The sequence below is a fragment of the Pseudoxanthomonas suwonensis 11-1 genome (genome assembly GCF_000185965.1).
GTDB classification, from domain to species: domain Bacteria; phylum Pseudomonadota; class Gammaproteobacteria; order Xanthomonadales; family Xanthomonadaceae; genus Pseudoxanthomonas; species Pseudoxanthomonas suwonensis_A.
Genome location: NC_014924.1, coordinates 385387 through 411403, shown reverse-complemented (window position 1 = coordinate 411403; position 26017 = coordinate 385387). Strand labels below are relative to the sequence as shown.

Sequence of the window (26017 nt, the reverse complement as noted above, 5' to 3'; positions counted from 1 at the left end):
TCTCCTAGGCGGGGAGGACCCTTACCGCGCACTTCTTGTAGTCGGTCTGCTTGGAAATCGGATCGGTCGCGTCCAGGGTGACCTTGTTGATCAGCTGGCCGGCATCGAACCAGGGCACGAACACCACCCCGCGTGGCATGCGGTTGCGGCCGCGGGTCTCCACCCGGGTACGCATCTCCCCGCGGCGCGACTGCACCCGGATCTCGTCGCCGCGCTTGAGCCCGCGCGCCCGCGCGTCGTCCGGGTTCATGAAGCACACCGCCGCCGGGAACGCGCGGTACAGCTCGGGGACGCGCATGGTCATCGAGCCGGAATGCCAGTGCTCCAGCACCCGCCCGGTGACCAGCCACAGGTCGTACTCGGTGTCCGGCGACTCGGCCGGCGGCTCGTAGGGCAGCGCCCAGATCACCGCCTTGCCGTCCTTGTTGCCGTAGAACTGGAACCCGGTTCCGGGCTTCACGTAGGGGTCGGTGCCCTCGCGGTAGCGCCAGCGGGTTTCCTTGCCGGCCACCACCGGCCAGCGCAGCCCGCGCGCCCGGTGGTAGTCGTCGAACGGCGCCAGGTCGTGGCCATGGCCGCGGCCGAACTCGGCGTATTCCTCGAACAGGCCCTTCTGCACGTAGAAGCCGAAGTGTTGCGACTCGACGTTGGCATAGCCCTCCTCGATGTCCGAAAGCGGGAAGGCATCCACCTTGCCGTTGGCGTAAAGCACCTCGAACAGGGTCTTGCCGCGGTACGCGGGGTTGGCCTCGAGGATCTCCTTCGGCCAGCATTCGTCGGTGGTGAAGCGCTTCGAGAACTCCATCAGCTGCCACAGGTCCGAACGCGCCTCGCCCGGGGCCTGCACCAGCTGGTGCCAGAACTGCGTGCGCCGCTCGGCATTGCCGTAGGCGCCCTCCTTCTCCACCCACATCGCCGCCGGCAGGATCAGGTCGGCGGCCTGCGCGGTCACCGTGGGATAGGCGTCGGAGACGACGATGAAGTTGTCCGGGTTGCGGTAGCCAGGCCAGGTTTCCTGCAGCAGGTTGGCGCCGGCCTGCATGTTGTTGTTGACCTGCACCCAGTACGCGTTGAGCAGGCCGTCCTTCAGCGCGCGGTTCTGCTCCACCGCGTGGTAGCCGGGCTTGGGATTGAGCAGGCCCTGCGGGAGCTTCCAGATCTCCTCGGCATGCCGGCGGTGCTCGGGATTGGCGACCATCATGTCCGCCGGAAGGCGGTGGCTGAAGGTGCCGACCTCGCGCGCGGTGCCGCAGGCCGAGGGCTGCCCGGTCAGCGAGAAGGGGCTGTTGCCGGGCGTGGAGATCTTCCCGGTCAGCAGGTGGATGTTGTAGACCATGTTGTTGGCCCACACCCCGCGGGTGTGCTGGTTGAAGCCCATGGTCCAGAACGACATCACCCGGACCTTGGGATCGGCGTAGAGCTCGGCCAGCTGCTCAAGCCATCCGGCCTCGACCCCGGTCATCTCCACCGCGCGCTGCAACGTATAGGGCGCAACCAGGCGGGCGAAGTCGTCGAAGCTGCACGGCTCGCCGGCACCGGGATCGGCCGCGCCGCTGGCGGCCGCCTCCAGCGGATGCTCCGGGCGCAGGCCGTAGCCGATGTCGGTCGCGCCGCGCTTGAAGGTGGCGTGTTTCTCCACGAACTGCCGGTCCACCCGCCCGGTGCGGATGATGTGGTTGGCGATGTAGTTGAGGATCACCAGGTCGGTCTGCGGCTTGAACACCACCGGGATGTCGGCCAGCTCGAAGCTGCGGTGCTCGAAGGTGGACAGCACCGCCACCTTCACGTGCGGGTGGGACAGGCGGCGGTCGGTGACCCGGGTCCACAGGATCGGGTGCATCTCGGCCATGTTCGAGCCCCACAGGACGAACGCGTCGGCCGCCTCGATGTCGTCGTAGCAGCCCATCGGCTCGTCCATGCCGAAGGTGCGCATGAAGCCGTAGGCGGCCGAGGCCATGCAGTGGCGCGCGTTGGGATCCAGGTGGTTGCTGCGGAAGCCGCCGCGCATCAGCTTGGTCGCGGCATAGCCCTCCCAGATGGTCCACTGCCCCGAGCCGAACATGCCGATGCCCTCGCCGCCCCTGGTCCTGAGCACGCGCTTGAACTGCTCGGCCATCACGTCGAAGGCCTCGTCCCAGGACACCGCGGTGAACTCGCCGTCCTTGGCGTAGGCGCCGTTCTTCTTGCGCAGCAGCGGCATGGTCAGGCGGTCGGCACCGTACAGCACCTTGGACAGGAAGTAACCCTTGACGCAGTTGATGCCGCGGTTGACCTCGGCATGCACGTCGCCGTGGGTGGCGACCACGCGGCCATCGCGCACCGCGACGTTGACCCCGCAGCCGGTGCCGCAGTAGCGGCAGGGTGCCTTGTCCCACTTGAGCTTGACCTGGTCGCCCTCGGTGACCACGTTGGTGCCGGATCCGGGCAGGGACAGGCCCGCGGCCGCCGCCGCGGTGGCGATGGCACTGGTGCGGATGAAATCGCGACGCGTCGTGCTCATGCGGATGCTCCACTGGCAACGGCCGGGGAAACGGGTTCGTCGAGCGCTTCGGGTGGCTCGGCGTGGTGGTGGACCAGCAGGACGTTGAGCACGCCGGGCACCTCGCGCAGAGCGTCGATCAGGTCCATCACCCGGAACCGGTCGGCGGTCTCGCAAAGCACCACGCTGCGGGTGTCACCGGCGATGGCCAGCTCGAGTTCCGGTTCGGCGGCCAGCGCGGCGCGTACGACGTCCAGCGCGTCGGCACGGTGCTGCAGCACGAAGGACGCGATATGCACCTCGGCGTGCCGCTCGTCGTTCATGCGCAGGCTTCCTCGGCTTCGGACAGCGCGACCACCCCGGCCGGGCAGACGCCGACGCAGGCACCGCAACCGGTGCAACGCGCGGCGTCGATCCAGGCCGCGCCGCGGCCTCCGGGGGGCACCCGGATCGCCAGCTCGGGGCAAACCTCGCGGCAGCTGGCGCAGACGACGCCACTGGCGGGCAGGCAGCCCTCCCCGACCTTCGCACGCAGGCTCCAGGGCCGCGCCTGCCCGCTGTCCAGCGCGCCAGTGGTGCAGGCCGCGGCACACGCCCCGCAGAACGTGCACTCGCCGCTGCCGGCGGACGGATCGAAACGCGGCAGGCCATCGGCGGCCCGCCGAAGAACGCGTTCCGGGCAGGCGTGGATGCAGGCGTCGCAACCGGTGCAACGCGTGCCGAAATCCTCGCCGATTACCGACCAGGGTGGGCGCGGGCCGCGATCATCCACGCTGCCGAACAGCAATGCCCGCCGCGTGAGTGTGCCGCTGGACATGGTCATGGCCCTGTCGGCGGGCCCACGAACAGGAGTTGCCACATCCAGACCATGAAGCCGTAGCCGGCAACGACCAGGATCGCGAGCAGCGGGAACACCACCGCTGTCACCAGCAGGAACGCGATGCGCTCCTGCCTGCGGGTCACCTCCATCTTCGGGCCCGGCACCTGCTCCACGTTCCTACCTTCCCAGGCTGGTCCAGTGCAGTACGCGACGGAGGCTAGCACGATCGGCTGGGACGGGGCTTGCCGCAGTGCGGGAAGCATGGCGCCACTCCGCGCATCCGTGACCGCGTACGCGGTCGCGCCCATCTGCCTCAGGACGCGACCATCCGCTCCATGCACGACGCAGCCTCCGTGGCCACGCCAATGGCCTCGCCCAGGGCCGCGCCGACCAGGATGACGCCCGGCGCGCCGCGATGGGTGGCCTGCATCTCGGCCAGGCCCCCAAGCGTGTCCACGACCAGGCGTTCGTCCTCACGCGAGGCGCCCTGCACCACCGCCGCGGGCGTCCCGGCCGGAAGATGGGCCAGCAGCGCACGCGCGATGCCGGCGAGCCGGCCCATGCCCATGTAGATAGCCAAGGTGGTACCGCCGCGCGCCAATGCATCCCAGTCTGGCTCGCCGTGGTCGGCCGTGTGCGCGGTGACGAAGGTGACGCCGTGGCAGTGTTCACGGTGGGTCAGGGAGACGCCCAGCGATGCGGCGGCGGCGAAGGCGGCGCTGACACCGTTGATGATGCGTACCGGCACGCCGGCCTCGCGCAGGAACGCGATCTCCTCGCCCGCACGGCCGAACATCAGCGCCTCGCCGCCCTTCACCCGCACCACGCGCAGGCCCTGCAGCGCGTAGCGCCGCATCAGCCGGCAGATGAAGGCCTGCGGCGTGGAGCGGCATCCGCCACGCTTGCCCACGCGCACCACCCGCGCATGCGGCGCCAGTTCGACGATGCCCGGATCGACCAGTTCGTCCAGCAGCAGCACCTCGGCCTCCTGCAGGGCACGCACCGCCTTGAGGGTCAGCAGTTCCAGGTCGCCGGGCCCGGCGGACAGCAGCACCACCTCGGCGGGCGGGCGGCGGAGATCGGCAGGGTGACGGGGGTCGCGGGCCAAGGCGGTTCTCCAGTAGTTCGGGGGTCAGGCGCTGGCGGCCTGGCGGACGAAGCGGGTGAGCTGTGGAACACAGGAGCCGCAGACCGTGCCGCAGCCCAGGCGCTGCTTGAGCGCGGGCAGGTCGGCGCCGGCGCGCACTTCGGCCTGGATCGCCGATTCGCTGACCTGGCGGCAGACGCAGACCACCGGGTCACGTGCGACCTCGGGCAGCGCGGCGAAGGCGGCCAGGCGCGAGCCCTGCCAGGGATCGCCGGCCAGCGCGGTGCGCAGCAGGGCTTCGCCCCCGCGACGGACGTCGCTCCACAGCAGGCCGTCGATATGGCTGCCGCTGGCGACGCTGCGCCAGGCCACGCGCTTGAGCTGGCCGCGGCGGGCGTCGCGGTACTCGAGGGTGTCGGCGGAGGCGGCCAGGCCCAGCGCGTTCTCCAGCGCGGCCTGCCAGTCGGCTGGCATCGCCCCGGAGGCCGCAGCGCGCAGCACCACCCAGCCGCTGCCTTCGACCGCCTCCGGATCCACGTCCGGCTGCAGCGTGACCGAGGCGTAGCCGCAGGCCGCAAGCAACGGCTGCACGGCCGCGTGCATCGCCAGCACCTCGCCACGGCGCGCGGCCAGCAGGTGCCAGCTGAAGTCCGCCCTCTCCACCCGCACCGCGGCGTGCTTGAGCTCGGGCTGGCGCGAGCGCGTGTCGACCGCCGGCTGGCTGAGCTCGTTGATGCCGCCGCTGGCCAGGTGCTGGCCGCTCCAGTGCATGGCCGCGAACACGGTGCCGGAGCCGACCTCGTCGGACAGCTCCAGCGGCAATACCAGGCCGCCGCGCTTGCTGGACACGCGCACCAGCTCGCCGGCCTTGAGGCCGCGCCGTGCCGCATCCTCGGGGTGCATGCGCAGCGCAGGCTCGGGGCTATGCGTGTACAGCGCCGGAACCCGCCCGGTGCGCGACATGCCATGCCACTGGTCGCGCAGGCGCCCGGTCAGCAGGCGCAGCGGGAAACGCGCCGACGTCGGCTCGGCGACTGGCCGGTACGGGGTGACATGGAAGCGTGCGCGGCCATCGGCGGTGGCGAACACGCCGTCGGCATAGCGACGCGCGTCACCCTGCTCCGCACCGGCCCGGAACGGCCACTGCTGCGGACCGCGTTGCTCCAGCACGGCGTAATCCAGCCCGCCGATATCCAGGTCGCGGCCCACGGTCAGCGCGCGGTGCTCGGCGAAGATCGCCGCAGGCGTGTCGGCCGCGAACAGCGGCGCGGCGCCCGGTGCGGCCAAACGCGCTTCCAGCCGCAGCGCCACTTCGCGCGCGATCCACCAGTCCGGACGCGCCTGCCCCGGCGGCGCCACCGCCGCGCGCACGCGCGAGATGCGGCGCTCGGAATTGGTGACCGTGCCCTCCTTCTCGCCCCAGGTGGCGGCCGGCAGCAGCACGTCGGCATAGGGCACGGTATCGGTATTGGCGAAGGCCTCCTGCACGATCACCAGCTCGGCGCGCTGCAGCGCCTCGCGTACCGGGCCGAGGTCGGGCATCGAATGCGCGGGATTGGTGCATGCGATCCAGATGGCCTTGATCCGGCCGGCGCGCACCGCCTCGAACAACTCCACCGCCGCCAGTCCCGGCTGTGGCGGCAGGCTGCCCTGCGGCAGCTGCCACAGGGCCTCGACCTCGGCGCGGTGCGCCGGATCGGTGATCTCGCGGTGCGCGGCCAGCATGGTCGCCATGCCGCCGACCTCGCGCCCGCCCATGGCATTGGGCTGGCCGGTGAGCGAGAACGGCCCCGCCCCCGGGCGGCCCAGCTGGCGGGTGGCCAGGTGCAGGTGGATCAGGGCGAGGTTCTTGTCGGTGCCGTGCACCGACTGGTTCAGGCCCATGCAGTACAGCGACAGCGACGCCGCGCTGCGTCCGAACCACTCGGCCGCGGTGACCAGGTCCTCGACCGGCACGCCGCAGATCTCCGCCGCCATGCGCGGGCTGTAGTCGCGCAGCAGGCGCTTGAGTTCGCTGAAACCGGTGGTGTGGCGGTCGATGAAGGCCTGGTCGAGCAGCCCCTCCCACACCAGGTGGTGGAGCATGCCGTTGAACAGGGCCACGTCAGTGCCGGGCTGGATCTGCAGGTGCAGGTCGGCCATGGCCGCGGTATCGGTGCGGCGTGGATCGACCACGATCCAGCGCACGTCCGGATCCTTCGCCCGCGCCTCCTCCAGCCGCCGGAACAGCACCGGATGCGCCCAGGCGGCATTGCTGCCGGCGAACAGCACGGTCTTCGCGTGTTCCAGGTCCTCGTAGCAGGTGGGCGGGCCGTCGGCGCCGAAGGCCAGCTTGTAGCCGGTCACCGCGGCGGACATGCACAGCCGCGAGTTGGTATCGATGTTGTTGGTGCGCAGCAGGCCCTTGGCCAGCTTGTTGAAGACGTAGTAGTCCTCGGTCAGCAGCTGCCCGGACAGGTAGAACGCCACCGCGTCCGGACCATGCCGCTCGACGATGTTGGCCAGGCGGTCGGCCACGCTGTCCAGCGCCACAGCCCAGTCCACCGGCGGGCGCGGATCCTGGCGGCGGTGGCGCAGCTCCGGCACCAGGGCGCGGCCGTGCAGGCTGCGCGCGGTCTCGGCCAGGGTGCGACCCTTGCTGCACAGGCGGCCCAGGTTGGCCGGATGCAGGGGATCGCCTTCCACGCCCGTGATGCGTTCGCCGGCGGCATCGTGCCGGCTGTGCACCAGCACGCCGCAGCCCACGCCGCAGTAGCAGCAGGTGCTGCGGGTGGTGCGCCGCTCCACCGCCGGCGGCGCCTGCGCGGTGCGGACGGCGCCATCCATCAGGCCACCGCCTCCGCTGCGCCCACCGGCGTGGCCGGTTCCAGTGGCAGCGCCAGCCACACCTCATCGCCGCGCAGCTGCACGGGATAGGTGCGGGCGCAGCCCACGTCCGGGGCGCAGGCCTGGCCGTCGTCGAGGCGGATGTTCCAGCCGTGCAGCGGGCAGGTCACCGTTTCCCCGGCGACGATGCCCTGCGACAGCGGACCGCCGCGATGCGGGCAGCGGTCGGCCAGGGCGAACACCTTGCCCGCCTCGGGACGGAACAGGGCGATGGCCTCCCCCTGCCCGCAGTCCAGCACGCGCGATCCCAGCAGCGGGATCTCCCCGAGCGTGCACACCCGCATCCAGTTGGCATTCGTGGGCATGTCAGTCCTCCAGGGTCGCAGGGATGCGCCGCTCCGGCGCCTCCAGCTTCAGCGGCGTGTACTCGCGCGGACGCTCGCCGGCGATCTGCGCCTGCCACGGATCCGGCAGGCCTTCCAGCGCATAGAGCAGGCGCTCGTACAGCGCGCGCCGGCTTTCGGCGTCTTCGACCACCTTGCGCTTGACGTATTCCAGGCCCACGCGCTGGATGTAGTGCACGGTGCGGTCCAGGTAGTACGCCTCTTCGCGGTACAGCTGCAGGAAGGCGCCGGTGTATTCCTTCACTTCCTCGGCCGTGCGCACCTTGCACAGGAACTGCGCGACCTCGGTTCGGATCCCGCCGTTGCCGCCGACGTGGATCTCCCATCCCGAATCCACCGCGATGATGCCCACGTCCTTGATCCCGCTTTCGGCGCAGTTGCGCGGGCAGCCGGACACGGCGAGCTTGACCTTGTGCGGGCTCCACATGTTGGCCAGCATGGTTTCCAGGTCGATGCCCATCTGCGTGCTGTTCTGGGTGCCGAAGCGGCAGAACTCGCTGCCCACGCAGGTCTTCACCGTGCGGATCGACTTGCCGTAGGCGTGGCCGGACTTCATCCCCAGGTCGCGCCAGACATCGACCAGGTCCTCCTTGCGCACGCCCAGCAGGTCGATGCGCTGGCCACCGGTGACCTTGACCATGGGGATGGCGTACCTGTCGGCGACGTCGGCGATACGGCGCAGCTCGGAGGGATTGGTGACGCCGCCCTTCATCTGCGGCACCACCGAGAAGGTGCCGTCCTTCTGGATGTTGGCGTGGGCGCGCTCGTTGATGAAGCGGCTCTGCGGGTCGTCCACGGCCTCGCGCGGCCAGGTCGAGAGCATGTAGTAGTTGATCGCCGGCCGGCAGGTGGCGCAGCCGTTGGGCGTGCGCCATTCCATGAAGGCGTAGGCCTGGGCGTGGCTGACCAGGTGGTGCTCGCGGATCGCCTGGCGCACCTCGCCATGGGTGAGGCTGGTGCAGCCGCACACCGCCTTGGTCTTGGGCGTCTCCTGGAAGTTGGAACCCAGGCAGTTCATCAGGATCTGCTCGACCAGGCCGGTGCACGAGCCGCAGGAACTGGCGGCCTTGGTGTGCTTCTTCACCTCGTCCACGGTGAACAGGCCCTGCTCGCGCACCGCCTTGACGATGGTGCCCTTGCACACGCCGTTGCAGCCGCAGACCTCATCGGTGTCGGCCATGGTCGCGGCGCGGTCCTGGCCGGCGGTGCCGGCCTCGCCCATCGCGGTCTCGCCGAAGGCCAGGGTGTCGCGGCGCCCGCCGATCGCGGTGCCGTCCTTGATCTGCTTGAAGTACCAGGCGCCGTCGGCGGTGTCGCCGTACAGGCAGGCACCGACCAGGCGGTCGTCGCGGATCACCAGCTTGCGGTACAGGCCGGCGGCCGGATCCGACAGCACGATCTCCTCGGTGCCCTCCCCGCCCATGAAGTCGCCGGCGGAGAACAGGTCGATGCCGGTGACCTTGAGCTTGGTCGACACCGCCGAGCCCTTGTAGATGCCAATGCCGAAGGTCGCCAGGTGGTTGGCGCAGATCTTCGCCTGCTCGAACAGCGGCGCGACCAGGCCGTAGGCGATGCCGCGGTGCGCCGCGCATTCGCCCACCGCGTACACCCGCGGGTCGTAGGTCTGCAGGGTGTCGTTGACCACGATGCCGCGGTTGCAGTGGATGCCGGCGGCCTGGGCCAGGGCGGTGTTGGGACGGATGCCGGCGGCCATGACCACCAGGTCGGCGGCGACCTCCCCGCCGTCGGAGAAGCGCACCGCGGCCACTTCGCCAGCCTCGTTGCCGACGATCTCCGTGGTCGAGGTGTTGAGCCTGAAGTCCAGCCCGCGCTCGCGCAGCGACTTCTCCAGCAGCGCACCAGCCACCGGGTCGAGCTGGCGCTCCAGCAGCCAGCCGGCCAGGTGCACCACGGTCACCTCCATGCCGCGCTGCCTGAGGCCGTTGGCCGCCTCCAGCCCGAGCAGCCCACCGCCGATCACCACCGCGTTCCGCTTCACCTTCGCGGTCTCGATCATGGTGCGGGTGTCGTGGATGTCGCGGTAGCCGATGACGCCCTTCAGGTCCTTGCCGGGGATCGGCAGGATGAAGGGCACCGAGCCGGTGGCCAGCAGCAGGCGGTCGTACTCGGCTTCGGTGCCGTCGGCGGCGACCACCTTGCGGTGCACGCGGTCGATCCGGGTGACCTCCTTGCCCAGGTGCAGGGTGATGCCGTTGTCCGCGTACCAGGACAGCGGGTTGAGCACGATGTCGTCGAAGTCCTGCTCGCCGGCCAGCACCGGCGACAGCAGGATGCGGTTGTAGTTGGGATGCGGCTCGGCGCCGAACACCGTGATGTCGTACATCCCGGGCACCAGCTTCAGCAGCTCCTCGAGCGTGCGGATGCCGGCCATGCCGTTGCCCACCACCACCAGCCTGGGCTTCTTCATCGTGTTTCCTCGCTTGGCCCCTGCAGGGCCAGGGTCATGGACGTGGAACAGGGGTCCTCGACGTAATCCGCGAACGGAGCGCAGGGACGGAAGCCGGCACGCGCGTACAGCGCGCGTGCCGGCACATAGGCGGGCTGGCTGCCGGTCTCCAGGCTGAGCCGCCGGTAGCCGCGACGGCGCGCCTCTTCGACCACCCGCGACAGCAGCGCCGCCGCCACGCCGCGGCGACGCGCGCGCGCCGCGGTGCGCATCGACTTGACCTCGCCGTGGGCCGGATCCAGCTCGCGCAGCGCGCCACAGCCAAGCAGGCCGTCGCCATCCCATGCGCTCCAGAAGGTGATGTCCGGCGCACGCAGGCGATCGAGGTCCAGCGCATGCACGCTTTCCGGCGGTGACAGCCGGTACATCTCGTCCAGGTGCTCCTGCAGCAGTGCCGCGATCTCCGGGCCGGTCAGCGGATCGACCACGATCCGCACCGTTGCCGCGTGCAGGGAGGCGTCGCCATCCATGGCAACGAAGGCGTCATGCGGTGTGATCGTCGGGTTGGCCATGGCCGGCTGCACTCAGGCGCTCCCGGCAGCCGCGCCCGGCGACGGGGCCGGCGCAGGCGGGACACGGGCGGCGCCGGCGGCGGTGCGGGCGTGGGTGGCGTAGATCGTCAGGCCGACGAAGGTCAGGCCACCGACCAGGTTGCCGACCACGGTCGGGATCTCGTTCCAGACCAGGTAGTCGCCGAAGGAGAACTGCCCGCCGAGCATCAGTCCGCTCGGGAACAGGAACATGTTGACGATGGAGTGCTCGAAGCCCATGTAGAAGAACACCATGATCGGCATCCACATGGCGATGACCTTGCCGGACACGTGGGAGGACACCATCGCCCCGACCACGCCGGTGGAGACCATCCAGTTGCACAGCACGCCGCGCACGAACAGGGTCAGCATCCCGGCCGCGCCGTGGGCGGCATAGCCCAGGGTGCGCGCCTCGCCGATATGCCCCAGCTTCTGGCCGATGGCATCCGGCGCGGTGCTGAAGCCGAAGGTGACGATGATCGACATGAACACCGCCACCGTCAGCGCGCCGGCGAAGTTGCCCGCGAACACCAGGCCCCAGTTGCGCAGCACCCCGCGCCAGGTGCAGCCGGGGCGGCGGTCGATCACCGCCAGCGGGCACAGGGTGAACACCCCGGTCAGCAGGTCGAAGCCGAGCAGGTAGAGGATGCAGAAGCCGACCGGGAACAGCAGCGCGCCCAGCAGCGGCTGCCCGGTCTGCACGGTGACGGTCACCGCGAACGCGGCCGCCAGGGCGAGGATCGCGCCGGCCATGTAGGCGCGGATGACGGTGTCGCGGGTGGACATCAGGATCTTGGCCTGGCCTGCGTCGACCATCTTCGCGGCCAGTTCGGAGGGGCTCACGTAGCCCATGGCGGTCTGCCTGCTGTGGGGGAGGAAGGAACTGAAGGAACCGCTACACGCGGGCGTCGCCGAGGCGTGCCCAGCCGACGCGCCAGCGCTGCTTCACCCCGACCAGGCACAGCGAGGCCGCCAGGGCGATGCCGGCGAACAGCCACAGGCCCGGGCCGTAGCTGCCGGCCTGCTGCTTGACCACGCCCAGCCCGGCCGCCAGCAGGAAGCCGCCCACGCCGCCGGCCATGCCGATCAGCCCGGTCATCAATCCGATCTCGGCGCCGAAGCGCTGCGGCACCAGCTGGAACACCGCGCCATTGCCTGCCCCCAGGCACAGCAGGGTCAGCACGAACAGGGCCACGGTCACCACCGGGCCGCCCACCTGCAAGGCCGCGGCGGCCACCAGCACCGTCACCGCGGCGTACACCGCCTGCAGCGAACGGGTGCCGCCGATGCGGTCGGCGATCACGCCGCCGAGCGGCCGCATCACCGAGCCGGCCAGCACGCAGGCGGCGGTGGCCCAGCCGGCGACCTTCGGTTCGAACGCGAACTGGTCGTGGAAATAGCCCGGCAGCGCGCTGGCGAAGCCGGAGAAGCCGCCGAAGGTGATCGCGTAGAAGAACATGAACCACCACGAGTCGCGGTTGCCAACCAGCACCCGTGCGTAGTCGCCCAGTCCCTTGCGCGCCACCACCACCGGCGCCTCGCGCGCAAAGGTCCAGAAAACCGCCAGCACCAGCAGCAGCGGGATGCAGGCCAGGCCGAACACGTTCTGGAAGCCGTAGGCCACCGCAAGTGCGGGCGCCAGCAACGCGGCGAACACGGTGCCGGAGTTGCCGGCACCGGCGATGCCCATCGCCGTGCCCTGGTGCTGCGGCGGATACCAGCGCGAGGCCAGCGGCAGCGCCACCGCGAACGAGGCGCCGGCCACGCCCAGCATCACGCCCAGCAGCAGCACCTGGCCGAAGCTGTGCACGCCCAGCCGCCAGGCCACGGCCAGCGCGGCGATCACCACGATCTGCGCCAGCACGCCGGTGGTCTTGGCGCCGATGCGGTCGGCCAGCAGGCCGAGGAACAGGCGCAGCACGGCACCGCACAGGATCGGCACGGCCACCATCAGCGCGCGCTGCTGGGTGTCCAGTTGCAGCGCCTGCGCGATCTGCACCTGCATCGGGCCCAGCAGGTACCAGACCATGAAGCTGAGGTCGAAGTAGAGGAAGGCCGACAGCAGGGTCGGCGTGTGTCCGGCTTTCCAGAACGAACGGTCCATCCGGGTCTCTCCTGGCAGCGGTGGGGGCACCGCGGAGCTGGAAAACAAAAAAGCGCCTCCCGGCCGGGTGGCCGGAAGACGCCGTTGTCTTGGTGCCGGCCGCCGTTGGCCGGGCTTGCAGGTTTTGATGCGTGCACGTCGTTGCGCCCGCACCAGGGACTACGCAATCAGCGTGCCAACTTCCGCCGCGGTGCAGCACAAGTCACGCGAAGCCTTGCTGTGCCTTGGTTTCGCGGGATTGCCTGGACGCCGGGTCGAACAGCCGGCGGACGCCACTGGACGGCCTCATGCACCTCCGCGGTGCCGTCGCGCACCGTGCGCGTGCATGTGGCGCTCAGGACGGCGTGGGTGCGCCCGGGCGCGAGTGCTCGTCCGGCACCGGCACGCCCAGCATCGCCGCAGCCTCGCGGTAGCTGCCGGTGCGGAATACATCCGCCAGCCAGGCGTCGTCGCCATCCACCGGCGGCAGCCAGCCCCAGCGGCGGAACTGGCCGAGGATCCAGCGGCCGTCGGAGATCCACGGGAAGTTGGCCTGGCCACCGGCATGGAACTGCAACAGCTGGCCGGGCTCGCCGACCGGCAGCAGGCCGGCGAGCAGGCGCTGCGCGGGCACGTCGATCGCGTCGTCCGCCGCCAGCCACTGCGCGGCCTGGCGACGATGGTCTGGATCAGCGTCCAGCCAGCGGCAGGCTTCCAGCACCGCCGCGGTGAGGGCGACCGACACCTCCGGTTCCAGCGCGGCGAAGCTGCGGCGCGTCGCCAGCACCTTTTCCGGATGCCCGGGCCACAGCTGCCCGCTGGCAACCACGCGCCGGCCCGCGCCCAGGTTCTCGGCCTCCGCGCCCCAGGGCTCGCCGGCGCAGAAGCCATCCAGCTCGCCGGCCGCCAGCGCCTGCGGCATGCGCGACGGCGGCAGGGTCACCGCCTCGATGTCGCGCAGCGGATCCACGCCCTGCGCGGCCAGCCAGTAGTACAGCCACAGCGCATGGGTGCCGGTGGGGAAGGTCTGGGCGAACACCGGCCGCCGTGGCAGCGCGCGCAGCAACTCCGGCAACGGGCATCCCTGGGCGAGGCCGTCGGCCAGCGCCGACGCCAGTGCGATCGCCTGGCCGTTGCGGTTGAGGCCCAGCAGGATGGCCAGGTCCGCCTGCGGACCGCCGATCCCCGCCTGCACGCCCAGCACCATCGCCGACATCGCCTGGGCCGCGTCCAGCTCGCCGGTGAGCAGGCGGTCGCGCAGCGTGGCCCACGACGGCTGCCGGTGCAGGCGCAGCTGCAGGCCGTGGCGCCGGTCCAGGCCCAGGTGCGAGGCGGCCAGCAGCGGCGCGGCGTCCAGCAGCGGCATGAAGCCCAGGTCGAGCGGGCGGAGGGAGGTGGCGGTGGCGCGGGTATCGGTCATGCGATCAGCCCAGCAGGTCGGCCATGGCCAGGATGCGGCGCGCCACGTCCGCGAGCTTGAGGCCCTGTTTCATCGCCTGCTGGCGCAGCGCGGCGTAGGCCTCGGCCTCGGCCATGCCGCGGCGGTCCATCAGCAGGCCCTTGGCGCGTTCGATGTCCTTGCGGTCCTGCAGCCGCTGTTCGAGCTCGTCCACCCGCTGGCGCTGGTGCGCCTGCTGCTCGAAGCGGGCCATGGCCACGCGCAGGATCGGCGCCAGCCGTCCCGGCGCCAGCCCGTCGACCACGTAGGCGGCCACGCCAGCGCCCAGCGCCTCGCGGATCAGGCGCTCGTCGCCGTCGGCCGAGAACATCACCACCGGGCGCGGCGCCTGCCGGTCGACGATGGCCAGCTGTTCAAGGGTGTCGCGCGAGGGCGATTCCACGTCCAGGATCACCACGTCCGGCTGCTGCTCCTGCACCGCGCGCAGCAGGCCCGCGGTGGAGACGTGCGACAGCACCTCGCAGCCGGCATCGGCCAGCGCCTGCCGCAGCTCGGCGATCGGCTTGTCCGTGTCGTTGACCAGGAGGACGCGCGGCATCGGGACCCGGAGGGCGGGGAGTAGCCCGATGTTGCCATGCAACATCGGCCCTGTGGGAACCGGATCGCCCGGGCCGGCAGGGCGGCTACGCCCGGCCGCGGTTGGCCTGGCTGCGCGCGCGGCTCGCGCCGGGCCCCAAAGCGCGGCCGCGGTCACTGATCGGGATCGAAGACGGCGTCCGGGGCTCAAACCGCGGGCAGGCGTGGCCGTTACCGGGGAAGGCCGCCCGGTATCACCCCCGTAGTGGGCCAGCCACACGCCATCCCGGGCACGCCGCTGCCGCCCGCCCCTCGCCCCACCAGGCAACACCCCATGAGCCACTCCACCAACACTCCCGCGAAGCCGCGCCACGTGGGCCAAGGCCGCACCGTGCCGGCCATCGCCATCCTTGTCCTGGCCATCGCCGCCGCCGCGGTGCTGCTGCCCGGCCAATCCCCCGTCGGTCCCGCCCGGCTCGCGGTAGCCGGCTGCCTGCTGGTCGCCATCGTCGTCCTTGGCTGGCGCCTGCTGGCGGGGCCGCGCCACCCGGCCAGCCATCCCGCGGTGATCGCCCTGTTCAATGCCCGCGACGCCGCCACCGACGCGGCCTCGGCGGAGGACAGGACCCGCCTGCGGGCCTACCTCGCCGAACTGGAAACCCTGCTGGTGGCGCGCCTTCCGGAACCGATCGACCAGGCTTCGCTGCACCGGGCCGAGGCCAGCTGCGCCCGCGACGTCATCGCCGACATGGCCCGCTCCAGCACAGGCGAGGCCGGCAAGTTGCTCGGGGCGCTGCAGCGCGCAGGCTTCGCGGTGCCCGGCGACCTCGACCGCGAGCGGCGCTGAAAGCCTGCCGGCGGGCGCCGCGGAACGGGACCTGTCCTCACGTTGCTGAAGCTGGTGCACCGGAGGGGCCGGCTTTGACTTGCATCAAGGACAGGGCCCCCGGGCAGGCCTAGCCTGCGTCCATGGCCAGCCTGTCCTCCCTGTTCGACCCGGAGCTGCTCCAGCGCTACGACGTGCCGGGGCCGCGCTACACCTCCTATCCGACCGCGCCGCAGTTCAGCGCGGGCTTCGGCGAAGCGGAGCTGCGCGCGGTGGCGGCCGCCAGCAACGGCGACCCGATCCCGCGCCCGATCTCGCTGTACCTGCACGTGCCGTTCTGCACCAGCCCGTGCTTCTACTGCGGCTGCAACCGGATCATCACCCGCGACAAGGCGCGCGGCGCGGCCTACCTGACCCGGCTGTACCGCGAGATCGGCATGGTCGCCGAGCTGTTCGACCGCGACCGCGATGTCGAGCAGGTGCATTTCGGCGGCGGCACGCCCAACTTCCTCGAGCCGGCGCAGATCGCCGAGGTGATGGACGTGCTGCGCCGGCATTTCCATTTCGCGCCGGGCGCGCGCATGGACTGCTCGATCGAGCTGGATCCGCGCTTCATCACCCCGGCCGAGGTCGGCGAGCTGGCTGCGGCCGGCTTCAACCGCGCCAGCCTCGGGGTGCAGGACTTCGACCCGGTGGTGCAGCAGGCAGTCAACCGCGTGCAGGGCGTGGAGCAGACCCTCGGCATCATCGAGGCCTGCCGCACGCACGGCTTCCGCTCGGTCAACGTGGACCTGATCTACGGCCTGCCCAAGCAGACCCTGGAGGGCTTCGAGCGCACCCTGGACACCACCCTGCAGGTGCGCCCGGACCGGCTCGCGATCTACGGCTATGCCCACCTGCCCAACCTGTTCCGCCCGCAGCAGCGCATCCACGCCGAGGACCTGCCCTCGGCCGAACAGAAGCTGGACCTGTTGCGCCTGGCGATCGAGAAGCTGGGCCAGGCCGGCTACGAATACATCGGCATGGACCACTTCGCCCTGCCGACCGATGAACTCGCGCGCGCCCAGCGCGATGGCGGCCTGCACCGCAACTTCATGGGCTACACCACCCATGCCGAGAGCGACCTGGTCGGCCTGGGCGTCAGCGCGATCAGCCACATCGGCGCCAGCTTCAGCCAGAACCCGCGCGACATCGGCGGCTGGGAGCAGGCGATCGACGAAGGCCGGCTGCCGGTCTGGCGCGGCATGCGCATGGACGAGGACGACGTGATCCGCGCCGACGTGATCCAGCAGCTGATGTGCCACGGCCGGCTGGACTACGACGCCCTGGGCCGCCGCCACGTGATCGATTTCCGCGACTATTTCGCCGAGGCCCTGGAGCGGCTGCAACCGCTGCAGGCCGATGGCCTGGTCGAACTTGGCGGGCACGGCCTGCAGGCCACCCAGCGCGGGCGCCTGCTCCTGCGTATCATCGCCATGTGCTTCGACCGCTACCTTGCCCCCGCCAACGATTCCGCCGCGCCCCGGTACTCGCGCACCGTGTGACGGCGCTGGAGTGGCGTGCATGAATACACCCGGGGTAGTCTTCCCGCGCACCGGTCCGGCCGTCATGGCCGACGACGGCGACGCGCTGACCTTCTGCTCCACCTGCGCGTTCTCGCAGGCCTGCATGTCCGAGGGCATGGACAAGGCCGCGCTGATGGACCTGCACGTGCTGGTCGAGCACGTCGGCCCGCTGCACCCGGGCGAGCACGTGTTCCGAGAGGGCGATCCCTTCGGCGCCATCGCCGCGGTGCGCGCGGGCACGGTCAAGACCTACCAGGTCGACCGCAACGGCCACGAGCAGGTGCTGGGCTTCCACCTGCCGGGCGAGGTGATCGGCCTCAACGCGATCCACGACGACCGCTATCCCTGCAATGCGGTGGCGCTGGACACGGTGATGCTGTGCCGGTTCTCGTTCCCCAAGATCGCGCTGCTGGCGCAGCGCCTGCCCAACCTGCAGCAGCACCTGTTCCGGCTGATGAGCCGCGACATCGGCGTGGCCTCGCTGTTCGCCCGCGACAACACCGCCGACGAGCGCATGGCCGCATTCCTGATCGGGCTGTCGCGGCGGCTGGCCGCGCGCGGCTTCTCGCCGCGCCGCTTCCAGCTGACCATGTCGCGCACCGACATCGCCAACTACCTGCGCCTGGCCCCGGAAACCGTCAGCCGCGTGCTGCGCCGCTTCGAGCAGGAAGGCGTGCTGCACATCAAGCTGCGCGACGTGGAAGTGCTGGACATGGAGCGCCTCGAGGCGCTGGCACTGGCCGTCCTGCGCGAGTAGTCACGCTCCGGCAGGCGCCATTGCACGTGGCTTGACCTGCGTCAGGGCCGGCCACGGCCCCGCTGCCGAAGATGCGAGCGTCCCCATGCCGGAGAGGCCGCATCATGGATTCAACACGCAAGCTCTGGGCAGGCCTGGCGGTCCTGCTCTTTGCCTCGTTCGCCGCCCTGCTGTGGGTTGGCAGCGAGATCCACCGCCAGGCACCACCGATGCCGGAACAGGTGGTCACCACCGACGGCACCGTCGTCTACACCCGCGCCGACATCGAGACCGGACGCCAGGTCTGGCAGTCGATCGGCGGCCAGCAACTGGGCTCGATCTGGGGCCACGGCGGCTACGTGGCCCCGGACTGGGGCGCGGACTGGCTGCACCGCGAGGCCGAGGCCATCCTCGATGCCTGGGCCGCGCGCGAGCATGGCGTTGATTCGTACAGGCAGCTGGACGAACCGACCCAGGCCGCCTACGCCAAGCGCGTGCAGGCGCTGCTGCGCCCCAACACCTGGGACGCCGGCACCGCGACCATCACCCTCCACGCCGAGCGCGCCGCGGCGATGGCGAAGGTGTCCGCGCATTACGAGAGCCTGTTCTCCAACGACCCGGCCACGGCTGAGCTGCGCGAGGCCTACGCCATGCGCAACGACACGGTGCCCGGGGCCGAACACCGCCGCCAGCTCGCCGCGTTCTACTGGTGGGCGGCCTGGGCCTCGGTGACCGAGCGTCCCGGTTCGGAGATCAGCTATACGGCCAACTGGCCGCATGACGAGCTGGTCGGCAACACCCCGCCGTCCAACCTGCTGATCTGGACGGTGTTCAGTGTGCTGTTCCTGATCGCCGGCGTCGGCCTGCTGGGCTGGCACTATGCCACCAGCCATGGCGAGGAGATGCAGCCGGTCCTGCCGAAGAGCGACCCGCTGGCGCTGATCAAGGTCACGCCGTCGATGCGCGCCACCGCCAAGTACTTCTGGGTGGTGATCGCGCTGTTCCTGGTGCAGATCCTGCTGGGCGCGACCACCGCGCACTACCAGGTCGAAGGCCAGGAGGCCTACGGTTTCGCCCTGTCCGAGATCCTGCCCTACTCGCTGACCCGCACCTGGCACACCCAGCTGGCGGTGCTGTGGATCGCCACCGCATGGCTCGGCATGGGCCTGTACATCGCCCCGGCCATCTCCGGGTACGAGCCGAAGTTCCAGCGCCTGGGCGTCAACCTGCTGTGGACCTGCCTGCTGGTGATCGTGGTCGGCTCCTTCGCCGGGCAGTGGATGGCGGTGATGCAGAAGCTGGGCCTGGCCCACAACTTCTGGTTCGGCCACCAGGGCTGGGAATACGTCGACCTGGGCCGGTTCTGGCAGTGGTTCCTGTTCGTCGGCCTGCTGCTGTGGCTCACCCTGGTCGGTCGCGCCCTGTGGCCGGCGATGCGCAAGGGCGCCGAGTCGCGCTCGATCGTGGGCCTGCTGTTCCTGTCGGTGGTCGCGATCGGCGTGTTCTATTCGGCCGGTCTGATGTGGGGCGAGCACAGCCACCTGTCGATGGTCGAGTACTGGCGCTGGTGGGTGGTGCACCTGTGGGTGGAAGGCTTCTTCGAGGTCTTCGCGGTGGCGGTGATCGCCTTCCTGTTCACCCGCCTGGGCCTGCTGCAGGTGCGTTCGGCCACCGTCGCGGTGCTGTTCGCCACCATCATCTTCATGGCCGGCGGCGTGCTCGGCACCCTGCACCACCTGTACTTCACCGGCACCCCGACCGCCGTCATCGGCCTGGGCGCCAGCTTCTCGGCGCTGGAAGTGGTGCCGTTGGCCTACGTGGGCTTCGAGGCCTGGCACAACTACAGGCTGGGCAAGGCCACGCCGTGGATGGCCCGCTACAAGTGGCCGATCATGTTCTTCCTGGCGGTGTCGTTCTGGAACCTGGTGGGCGCCGGCCTGTTCGGCTTCCTGATCAACCCGCCCCTGCCGCTGTACTACATGCAGGGCCTGAACCTGACCGCCAACCACGGCCACACCGCGATGTTCGGCGTGTACGGCATGCTCGGCATCGGCCTGATGCTGTTCTGCCTGCGCGGGCTCAAGCCCGACCTGCAGTGGAGCGAGCGCCTGCTGAAGACCAGCTTCTGGTCGCTCAACATCGGCCTGGCCGGCATGTCGCTGTTCACCCTGCTGCCGCTGGGCATCCTGCAGCTGGACGCGGCGATCGAGCACGGCTACTGGTTCGCGCGCTCGGCGGAGTTCATGCAGCAGCCGATCGTCGACCTGCTGGTATGGATGCGCGTCCCGGCCGACACGCTGTTCAGCGTCGGCGCGGTGTCGCTGGCCTGGTTCGTGTTCCGGCTGTGGGTGGCACCGAAGCGTGGTGCCCCGGTCTCGTCGGCCACCACCGTCGCCGCGGCGGCGATCGTGCCGCGCCGCTGATAGCTCCAGGAATCTGGACACAGGACGGGCCGCATTCGCGGCCCGTCTTTTTTTGTCATCGCAGTGCCTTGCGTCCGCATCAGGTGTGGCTGTGCCTCGGCTGTTGCCTTTGCTTCTGCCTTTGCTGTTGCTCCTTCCCGCCCGTTATAGCGAGCCGAGCATCGGAGTGCCGGCGGGGGCGTAGAGGCCCGCATGTCTGAGCGAAGCGAGTTTGCGGGCCGTCCCCCGCCGGTGCGAGAAGCGCAGGTTACCGACCGGCGAAGCCGGGCGGGCGAGCGGTTCGGGCTGTGCTTTCTTTTGGTTACTTTGATCAGCCATTCGGCTGCTGTGAAGCTCTTCTTTGCACAAGCAAAGAAAAGTGACTCGCCCAAGCCGCGAAGCGGCTGGCGAAAGCTTTTGCTCCCGGGCTCCGCAGGAGCCTGCTTTCTTGTTCCTAGTTGGCTCCCAAACAACAACGAAGGGACCAAGGTCCTTCAAGGCAGGAGCCAAAGCCAAGCGCAAGTCATAGCCAAATCAAAAGGCCAAGGCGGAAGCCAAAGTCAAAATCTGTTTCGCCCGCCGCTGCGCGGCTACGGCGAGTTACTTCTTCTTTGCTCCTGCAAAGAAGAAGTAACCAAGAAGAAAGCAGGCCCGGTCGCGAACCGGCCGGCTGCGCCGGCCGGTCCCCTGCGCTTCTCGCGTCGATGGGGGACGGCCCGCAAACTCGCTTCGCTCAGACATGCGGGCCTCTGAAGCCCCCATCGCCGCTGCGATGCTCGGTTCGCTCCAACGGGAGGGGAGAGCAACAGCAGAATCAACGGCAAAGGCAACGGCAAAGACCGGGCCACGACAACGGCCGGAGTCGCTCGCTATATCCGGGCCTCGCGCGCTTGAGTTCCTCCCCTACGGGGCTTGGAGAAAGGGCAGGTGTGTCGAGGATGACGGCGTGCAGGCAGACGCCGGTGGCCGTCCCATCTCCCGTTGGGAGAGTGCGAGCAGGTCAGCGCAGCAGCAGCGGTATCGCCGGCTTGCCCGCCAGGTGCGCCTGGTGCTCGCTGCGCACCGAACGGCAGTACGGCCCGTTCATCACGAAGCGCCGGCAGGTATCCGGCCGGTCCTCGTAGATCCCGCAGTTGCGGTGCTCCGCATCGAGCGCGATGCACCAGCCGTCGGCGCCATGCGCCATCACCCGCACGCCGCCCGGGAGCAGCTCGGTCAGGTGCTCGGGGACGTGGTCGGTCGCGTCCAGCACCACCGTCAGCCGGCAGCACACCGCGTCGCAGTGGTTGCACTCGGCCGTGCACCTGCCGTGGCGGGCGCCGGCGCGGCTCATGCCTGGCCGCCGGGCAGGCCGCGCGTGTAGTGCAGCAGGCGGCCGCGATGCCGCCTGACCTCGTCGCCATCGAGCGTGCAGCGGCGCTCGTCGAGTCCGAAACCACGCGCCGCCAGCTGCCGGTTGAGATGGCTGGCGTTGCCGCGGCCGGGATCGGCCACCAGCACCTCGGCGTTCGGGTGCGCATGGCGGTCGACCACGCCGCCCAGCAGCGCCGCATGCTCGCTCTCGTAAAGCACGTCGCTGGCGATGATCAGGTCGAAGCGGCCCAGCTCCGGCAGCGGCTCGTCCCACTGCAGGTGGCGGTAGTGCAGTGCCGGCAGGCCGTTGAGCGCGGCGTTGTAGGCGAGGAACACCTCCGCCAGCGGATGCATGTCCGAGGCCACCACGTCCGCGCCGCGACGCTGCAGGACCAGGCTGGCCAGGCCGATGCCGCAGCCCAGTTCGAGGATGCGCTTGGCGCCGATGTCGAAGTCTTCCATCGCCCGGGCCAGCAGCTGGCCGGCCGGCCACAGCTGGCCGAACAGCGCCCATTGCGCCGAGGAGATGCCCAGGCGTTCGCCGTGCCCGTCCGGATCCCAGAACTGCTGGCGGTCGGCCAGCACGCGCAGGCAGTAGTCGTGGCCGCCAATGGCGACATGTTCCTGTCGGGTTTCGTAACCGGGCATGTGTTGCTCCCTGTGCAGGCCGCGCGGACGGGCCATTCAGGTGTGGAAGGGAGCGAATCGGGGGGCCGCTGGGGCCGCGCGGAACGCGCGAGGATGGGAGCCGCAGGCTCGGGCGCATGGTAGCACCCGGCCCCATGAACCCCGGCCAAGCGGCGGACCGGCGCCGGTTCCGGGTCTCAGCCGCCGCAGGAACAACCACAGCCGCAGCCGTCGCCACGGGCCTGCGCCTTCCCGGCGGCGATCCCCGCGGCGGCAAGGATCCGCTCGACCTCGACCGGGTCGAGCACGGTCAGCACCTGTACGCTTCCGTGGTCCGGATCCAGCGCCACCTGTGCGCCCGGATCATGCGGCCGCAGCGCGGCGCTGATCGCGGACAGGCGGGACAGGGCTGCGGCCGGGTCGGACGGGGATGGTGCATGGCTCACGGCTGCCTCATTGCTGGTTCCAGGTGTGGCCATGGTGTGCAGCGGCGGCATTGGCCGCCTTGACCCCGGTCAAGCCCGCGGCGGGCCTCCGGCCTGACCTGGGTCAAGGCGCCCTTGCCTGGCCGGGACCAGACTGCGGCCATGCATATCGAGACCGCTCCCCTGCCCCGCCCCGGCCGGCCGCGTCCGTCACCCGCCTGGCTGGCGCAGGCGCCACACCGGCTGATGTTCTTCATCGGCGCCGCCAACGTGCTGCTGGCGATGCTGTGGTGGGCGCTGTGGCTGGTTTCGGCGCGCTGGGGCGGCTGGAGCATGCCGGAGCTGGCGATCCCGGCCGGCTGGCTGCACGCCTTCCTGATGCAGTACCTGGTCCTGCCGAGCTTCGTGTTCGGCTTCCTGCTGACCGTGTTCCCGCGCTGGATGGGCCTGCCCGACCTGCAACGCCGGCACTACCTGCCGGTGGGCGCGAACCTGATGGGCGGGCAGCTGGCGATCCTGTTGGGCGCCTCCGGCTGGGCCGCCGGCCTGACCGTGGGCCTGTGGATGGCGCTTGCCGGCTGGACCACCGCACTGGTGCTGCTGGGGCGGCTGCTGGCGGACGAGCGCGGGCGAACCTGGCATGCGCGCTCCTGCTTCGCCGCGCTGGTGCTCGGCTGGCTGGGGCTGGCGATGTTCCTGGCCTTCGTCCTCGGCGCGTCGCCGCTGTGGGCCTTCGCCAGCATCAAGCTCGGTGGCTTCGGCCTGTTGCTGCCGGTATACCTCACGGTGGCCCACCGGATGTTCCCCTTCTTCGCCGGCAACGCGGTCCCGGGCTATCGCCCGTGGCGGCCGATGGCCTGGCTGGCGGCGGTGTGGCCGCTGGCGCTGGCGCACCTGGCGCTGGAACTGCTGCACGCCTATGCCTGGCTGTGGCTGGCCGATGCGCCACTGCTGGTGCTGACCGGCCATGCCGTGTGGCGCTGGTGGCCGCGCGGACGCATGCCGGGCCTGCTGGCGGTGCTGTTCGTCGGCACCGCGTGGCTGCCGGTGACCTTCGGCCTGTACCTGGTGCAGAGCGTCACCTATGCGCTGGATGGCGGTTTCATCCTTGGCCGCGCGCCGATGCACGCGCTGTTCATCGGCTTCTTCGGCAGCCTGCTGGTGGCCATGGTCACCCGCGTGACCCAGGGCCATTCCGGGCGGCCGCTGCGGATGCATGGCATCGCCTGGTTCGCCTTCGTCGCCATCCAGCTCGTCGCCACCCTGCGCATCCTCGCCGACGTGCTTCCCGATCCGGGCATGTGGCAGGCGCTGGCCGCGATCGGCTGGCTGCTGGCGCTGTCGCCCTGGGTGGCGCGCATCGGCCACATCTACCTCACCCCGCGCCGCGACGGACGTCCCGGCTGAGCCACTCCCATGATCGAGTTCTACCCGCAGATCAAGCTCGTCCACGTCAGTGCCGTGATGCTCAGCGGCAGCTTCTTCGCCCTGCGCGGCCTGTCCCTGCTCGCCGGGCTGGCGTGGCCCCGGTTCGCGCCGGTGCGCTACCTCAGCTATGGGATCGACACGGTGCTGCTGACGGCGGCGATGATGCTGCTCACCATCCTGCCGCGCGAGGTCTATGCCAATGGCTGGCTGCTGGTGAAGCTGGGCTTCGTCGCCAGCTACGTGGTGCTGGGCATCCTCGCCTTCCGCCCGCAGCGCGGGACCGGGACGCGCGTCGCGCTGCTGTCGGCGGCGGTGCTGTGCTTCCTGCAGGCCTACTGCATCGCCCGCGCCCACCATCCAGCGGGTGCGCTGTACCTGGCCGGGGTGCTGTGATGGGCCCGGCAGGACTGCCGCCCGGCTGGGAGGGCGCCACCGTCGGCCTGCAGGAGATGCTGGACGCCGCCGGGATCGAGCTGGCCTGTCCCGCGGAGTCGCCCACGGACCCGGCCTGATGCAACGGCGCCTGGACCTGCGCGGCCTGCCACCGCCGCAACCGATGGAATGCATCCTCGCCGCGCTGGCGACGCTGCCACCTGGCGGCCGCCTGTTCGCGCTGACACCCATGCGCCCCCTGCCGCTGCTGTCGATGCTCGAGGCCGACGGCTTCCGCTGGCGGCTGCGCGACCTGCAGGGCGGCGGGACGGCGTTGCGGATCCGCCACGCGCAGCCGGCGCAGGCATGAGCGGCCTGGCTTTCAGCGCGGCGCCCGCGCCGGCGCTGCCGCTGCGTTTCCTCGCCACCGCGGTCGCCTGGGGCGTGCTGTCGGGGCTGTGGCTGGCATGGCACGGGGGGCTGGTGCTGGCATCGCGCTGGTCGCCGCATGCCCTGGTGATGGTGCACATGCTGGCGCTGGGCCTGCTCGGCAACGCCATGCTCGGCAGCCTGCTGCAGTTCCTGCCGGTGGCGGCAGGCAGCCCCCTGCCCTGGCCGCGCGTGTATGTGCCAATGCATGCAGCGTTCAACCTCGGGATCGGCTGCCTGTTGCCGGCGTTCATGCCGTGGCCGGCCGCACGCCTGCTGGCGCTGGCCGCCACGTTGCTGCTGGGCGCGTGCGCAGTCCTGTCGGCGGCGGCGGTGATGCTCGCGCTCCGGCGCGGAAGCGGCGCACGCGTATTGCGCGAAGGCATCGGCCTGGCCGTGGCCGCGCTCCCGGCGACGGTGCTGCTGGGTGGCCTGTTGCTCGCCGCACGTACCGGCTGGCTGCATCCGCGCACCGCGTCGTGGACGGACCTGCACGCCATGACCGGCCTGGCCGGATGGTGTGTGGGCCTGCTGGCCGCGGTCGGCGCGGTCACCCTGCCGATGCTGCAGGGCACGCGCACGCCACCACCGTGGCTGTTGCGGGCATGGATGTTGTTGCTGGTGGCCTGCCTGGCCGCAGGCCTGGCTGGGGCGCGGCAGTGGCTGCGGGCATCGCCCGGACTGGCGCTGCTTCCGGTCGCGCTGTTCGCGACCGGCGTGCTGGTCCTGCAATGGCGCTCGCCGCACGTGCGCAACCGCCCACTGCGCCTGGCCTGGTGCTTCGCCGCGCTGGCGCTGCTTGCGGCCGCGGCCGCCGCCCTGCTGCCACTCCCCGGCGGGATCAGGCCGGCACTCGCAGTCGGCGTGCTGGTGCTGGGCATCGGCCTGCCGGCGACGCTGCTGGGCATGCTGCTGCAGGTCGCCAGCTTCCTGGCATGGATCGAGCTGCGGCAGCGCACGCCACGCGGGCAGCGCATTCCCGGCGTCGGCCAGCTGGTACCCGCTGCGGCGATGTACCGCGCCCTCGGCCTACACCTGGCGGCGTCCGGCCTGCTGCTGGCGGCGATGGCCTGGCCGCCGCTGGGGCATGCGGCCGGGCTGGTGATGGCGGCAACCTGGACTGCGGCCGCCTGCACCCTGGCAGCCAGCTGGAGGCACGCCCGCGGTGGCTGATGCCGCGGGG

Annotated in this window: 24 protein-coding genes; 8 read left to right on the top strand and 16 right to left on the bottom strand. The window is 70.7% G+C overall.

Features of this window, described 5'->3' with window-relative positions; all coding sequences use genetic code 11:
• Positions 1-4 precede the first annotated feature (4 nt).
• From napA to PSESU_RS01810, 13 genes are all read right to left on the bottom strand, one after another.
• Positions 5-2500 carry a periplasmic nitrate reductase subunit alpha gene (gene napA / locus PSESU_RS01870; RefSeq protein ID WP_013534070.1) on the bottom strand — a complete coding sequence of 832 codons (2496 nt, stop codon included), beginning with the start codon at positions 2498-2500 and terminating at the stop codon, positions 5-7.
• Positions 2497-2802 (bottom strand): chaperone NapD, encoded by a 306-nt coding sequence (locus PSESU_RS01865; RefSeq protein ID WP_013534069.1) that lies wholly within the window; start codon positions 2800-2802, stop codon positions 2497-2499. Before PSESU_RS01865 ends, napA begins: the two co-directional genes overlap by 4 nt.
• Entirely contained in the window at positions 2799-3302 is a 504-nt protein-coding gene (gene napF / locus PSESU_RS01860) for a ferredoxin-type protein NapF (RefSeq protein ID WP_203415172.1), read from the bottom strand. Before napF ends, PSESU_RS01865 begins: the two co-directional genes overlap by 4 nt.
• Positions 3299-3448 carry a periplasmic nitrate reductase, NapE protein gene (locus PSESU_RS01855; RefSeq protein ID WP_041764332.1) on the bottom strand — a complete coding sequence of 50 codons (150 nt, stop codon included), beginning with the start codon at positions 3446-3448 and terminating at the stop codon, positions 3299-3301. Before PSESU_RS01855 ends, napF begins: the two co-directional genes overlap by 4 nt.
• 164 nt (positions 3449-3612) lie before the next feature.
• Positions 3613-4356, bottom strand: a complete 744-nt coding sequence (gene cobA, locus PSESU_RS01850; protein ID WP_041763750.1) for a uroporphyrinogen-III C-methyltransferase — start codon at positions 4354-4356, stop codon at positions 3613-3615.
• A gap of 75 nt (positions 4357-4431) precedes the next feature.
• Positions 4432-7212, bottom strand: coding sequence for a nitrate reductase (locus PSESU_RS01845; protein WP_013534065.1), 2781 nt, complete (start codon positions 7210-7212; stop codon positions 4432-4434).
• Complete coding sequence (gene nirD, locus PSESU_RS01840; protein WP_013534064.1) at positions 7212-7577, bottom strand: nitrite reductase small subunit NirD; 366 nt, start codon at positions 7575-7577, stop codon at positions 7212-7214. The genes PSESU_RS01845 and nirD overlap by 1 nt, the downstream gene beginning before the upstream one ends.
• A 1-nt stretch (position 7578) precedes the next feature.
• Positions 7579-10044, bottom strand: a complete 2466-nt coding sequence (gene nirB, locus PSESU_RS01835) for a nitrite reductase large subunit NirB (RefSeq protein WP_013534063.1) — start codon at positions 10042-10044, stop codon at positions 7579-7581.
• Positions 10041-10595 (bottom strand): GNAT family N-acetyltransferase, encoded by a 555-nt coding sequence (locus PSESU_RS01830; protein ID WP_013534062.1) that lies wholly within the window; start codon positions 10593-10595, stop codon positions 10041-10043. The genes nirB and PSESU_RS01830 overlap by 4 nt, the downstream gene beginning before the upstream one ends.
• 12 nt (positions 10596-10607) lie before the next feature.
• Positions 10608-11465 carry a formate/nitrite transporter family protein gene (locus tag PSESU_RS01825; RefSeq protein ID WP_013534061.1) on the bottom strand — a complete coding sequence of 286 codons (858 nt, stop codon included), beginning with the start codon at positions 11463-11465 and terminating at the stop codon, positions 10608-10610.
• Positions 11466-11508: 43 nt separating this feature from the next.
• Positions 11509-12678, bottom strand: coding sequence for a nitrate/nitrite transporter (locus PSESU_RS01820; protein WP_203415184.1), 1170 nt, complete (start codon positions 12676-12678; stop codon positions 11509-11511).
• Between the two features lie 373 nt (positions 12679-13051).
• The gene (locus PSESU_RS01815; protein WP_013534059.1) at positions 13052-14116 is read right to left on the bottom strand and encodes a CmpA/NrtA family ABC transporter substrate-binding protein; all 1065 of its coding nucleotides are present in this window, start codon (positions 14114-14116) and stop codon (positions 13052-13054) included.
• A gap of 4 nt (positions 14117-14120) precedes the next feature.
• Entirely contained in the window at positions 14121-14693 is a 573-nt protein-coding gene (locus PSESU_RS01810; RefSeq protein WP_041763748.1) for an ANTAR domain-containing response regulator, read from the bottom strand.
• A gap of 312 nt (positions 14694-15005) precedes the next feature.
• Here PSESU_RS01810 and PSESU_RS01805 point away from each other — a divergent pair, with 312 nt between their 5' ends.
• The 4 genes from PSESU_RS01805 to PSESU_RS01790 all read left to right on the top strand — a co-directional run bounded on the left by PSESU_RS01805 (position 15006) and on the right by PSESU_RS01790 (position 20221).
• On the top strand, positions 15006-15518 hold the full coding sequence (locus PSESU_RS01805; RefSeq protein WP_013534057.1) for a hypothetical protein: 513 nt from the start codon (positions 15006-15008) through the stop codon (positions 15516-15518).
• 122 nt (positions 15519-15640) lie between these two features.
• Complete coding sequence (hemN, locus tag PSESU_RS01800) at positions 15641-17041, top strand: oxygen-independent coproporphyrinogen III oxidase (protein WP_013534056.1); 1401 nt, start codon at positions 15641-15643, stop codon at positions 17039-17041.
• Positions 17042-17060: 19 nt separating this feature from the next.
• Positions 17061-17819: a helix-turn-helix domain-containing protein gene (locus PSESU_RS01795; RefSeq protein ID WP_013534055.1), complete on the top strand. Its 759-nt coding sequence runs from the start codon at positions 17061-17063 to the stop codon at positions 17817-17819.
• Between the two features lie 104 nt (positions 17820-17923).
• On the top strand, positions 17924-20221 hold the full coding sequence (locus tag PSESU_RS01790; protein ID WP_013534054.1) for a nitric-oxide reductase large subunit: 2298 nt from the start codon (positions 17924-17926) through the stop codon (positions 20219-20221).
• Positions 20222-21200: 979 nt separating this feature from the next.
• On the opposite strand, the gene PSESU_RS01785 is transcribed toward PSESU_RS01790, so the two are convergent.
• The 3 genes from PSESU_RS01785 to PSESU_RS01775 all read right to left on the bottom strand — a co-directional run bounded on the left by PSESU_RS01785 (position 21201) and on the right by PSESU_RS01775 (position 22626).
• On the bottom strand, positions 21201-21533 hold the full coding sequence (locus PSESU_RS01785) for a YkgJ family cysteine cluster protein (RefSeq protein ID WP_013534053.1): 333 nt from the start codon (positions 21531-21533) through the stop codon (positions 21201-21203).
• Positions 21530-22201, bottom strand: coding sequence for a class I SAM-dependent methyltransferase (locus tag PSESU_RS01780; RefSeq protein ID WP_013534052.1), 672 nt, complete (start codon positions 22199-22201; stop codon positions 21530-21532). Before PSESU_RS01780 ends, PSESU_RS01785 begins: the two co-directional genes overlap by 4 nt.
• A 176-nt stretch (positions 22202-22377) precedes the next feature.
• A complete protein-coding gene (locus PSESU_RS01775) occupies positions 22378-22626 on the bottom strand; it encodes a hypothetical protein (protein WP_013534051.1) in 249 nt (82 codons plus the stop codon).
• Positions 22627-22767: 141 nt separating this feature from the next.
• Between PSESU_RS01775 and PSESU_RS01770 the strand changes: the two genes are divergently transcribed.
• From PSESU_RS01770 to PSESU_RS01755, 4 genes are all read left to right on the top strand, one after another.
• A complete protein-coding gene (locus PSESU_RS01770; RefSeq protein WP_013534050.1) occupies positions 22768-24012 on the top strand; it encodes an NnrS family protein in 1245 nt (414 codons plus the stop codon).
• Between the two features lie 9 nt (positions 24013-24021).
• The gene (locus PSESU_RS01765) at positions 24022-24426 is read left to right on the top strand and encodes a SirB2 family protein (protein WP_013534049.1); all 405 of its coding nucleotides are present in this window, start codon (positions 24022-24024) and stop codon (positions 24424-24426) included.
• Between the two features lie 118 nt (positions 24427-24544).
• Positions 24545-24775, top strand: coding sequence for a DUF2249 domain-containing protein (locus tag PSESU_RS01760; protein WP_013534047.1), 231 nt, complete (start codon positions 24545-24547; stop codon positions 24773-24775).
• Positions 24772-26007, top strand: a complete 1236-nt coding sequence (locus PSESU_RS01755; RefSeq protein ID WP_013534046.1) for a hypothetical protein — start codon at positions 24772-24774, stop codon at positions 26005-26007. Before PSESU_RS01760 ends, PSESU_RS01755 begins: the two co-directional genes overlap by 4 nt.
• Positions 26008-26017 lie beyond the last annotated feature (10 nt).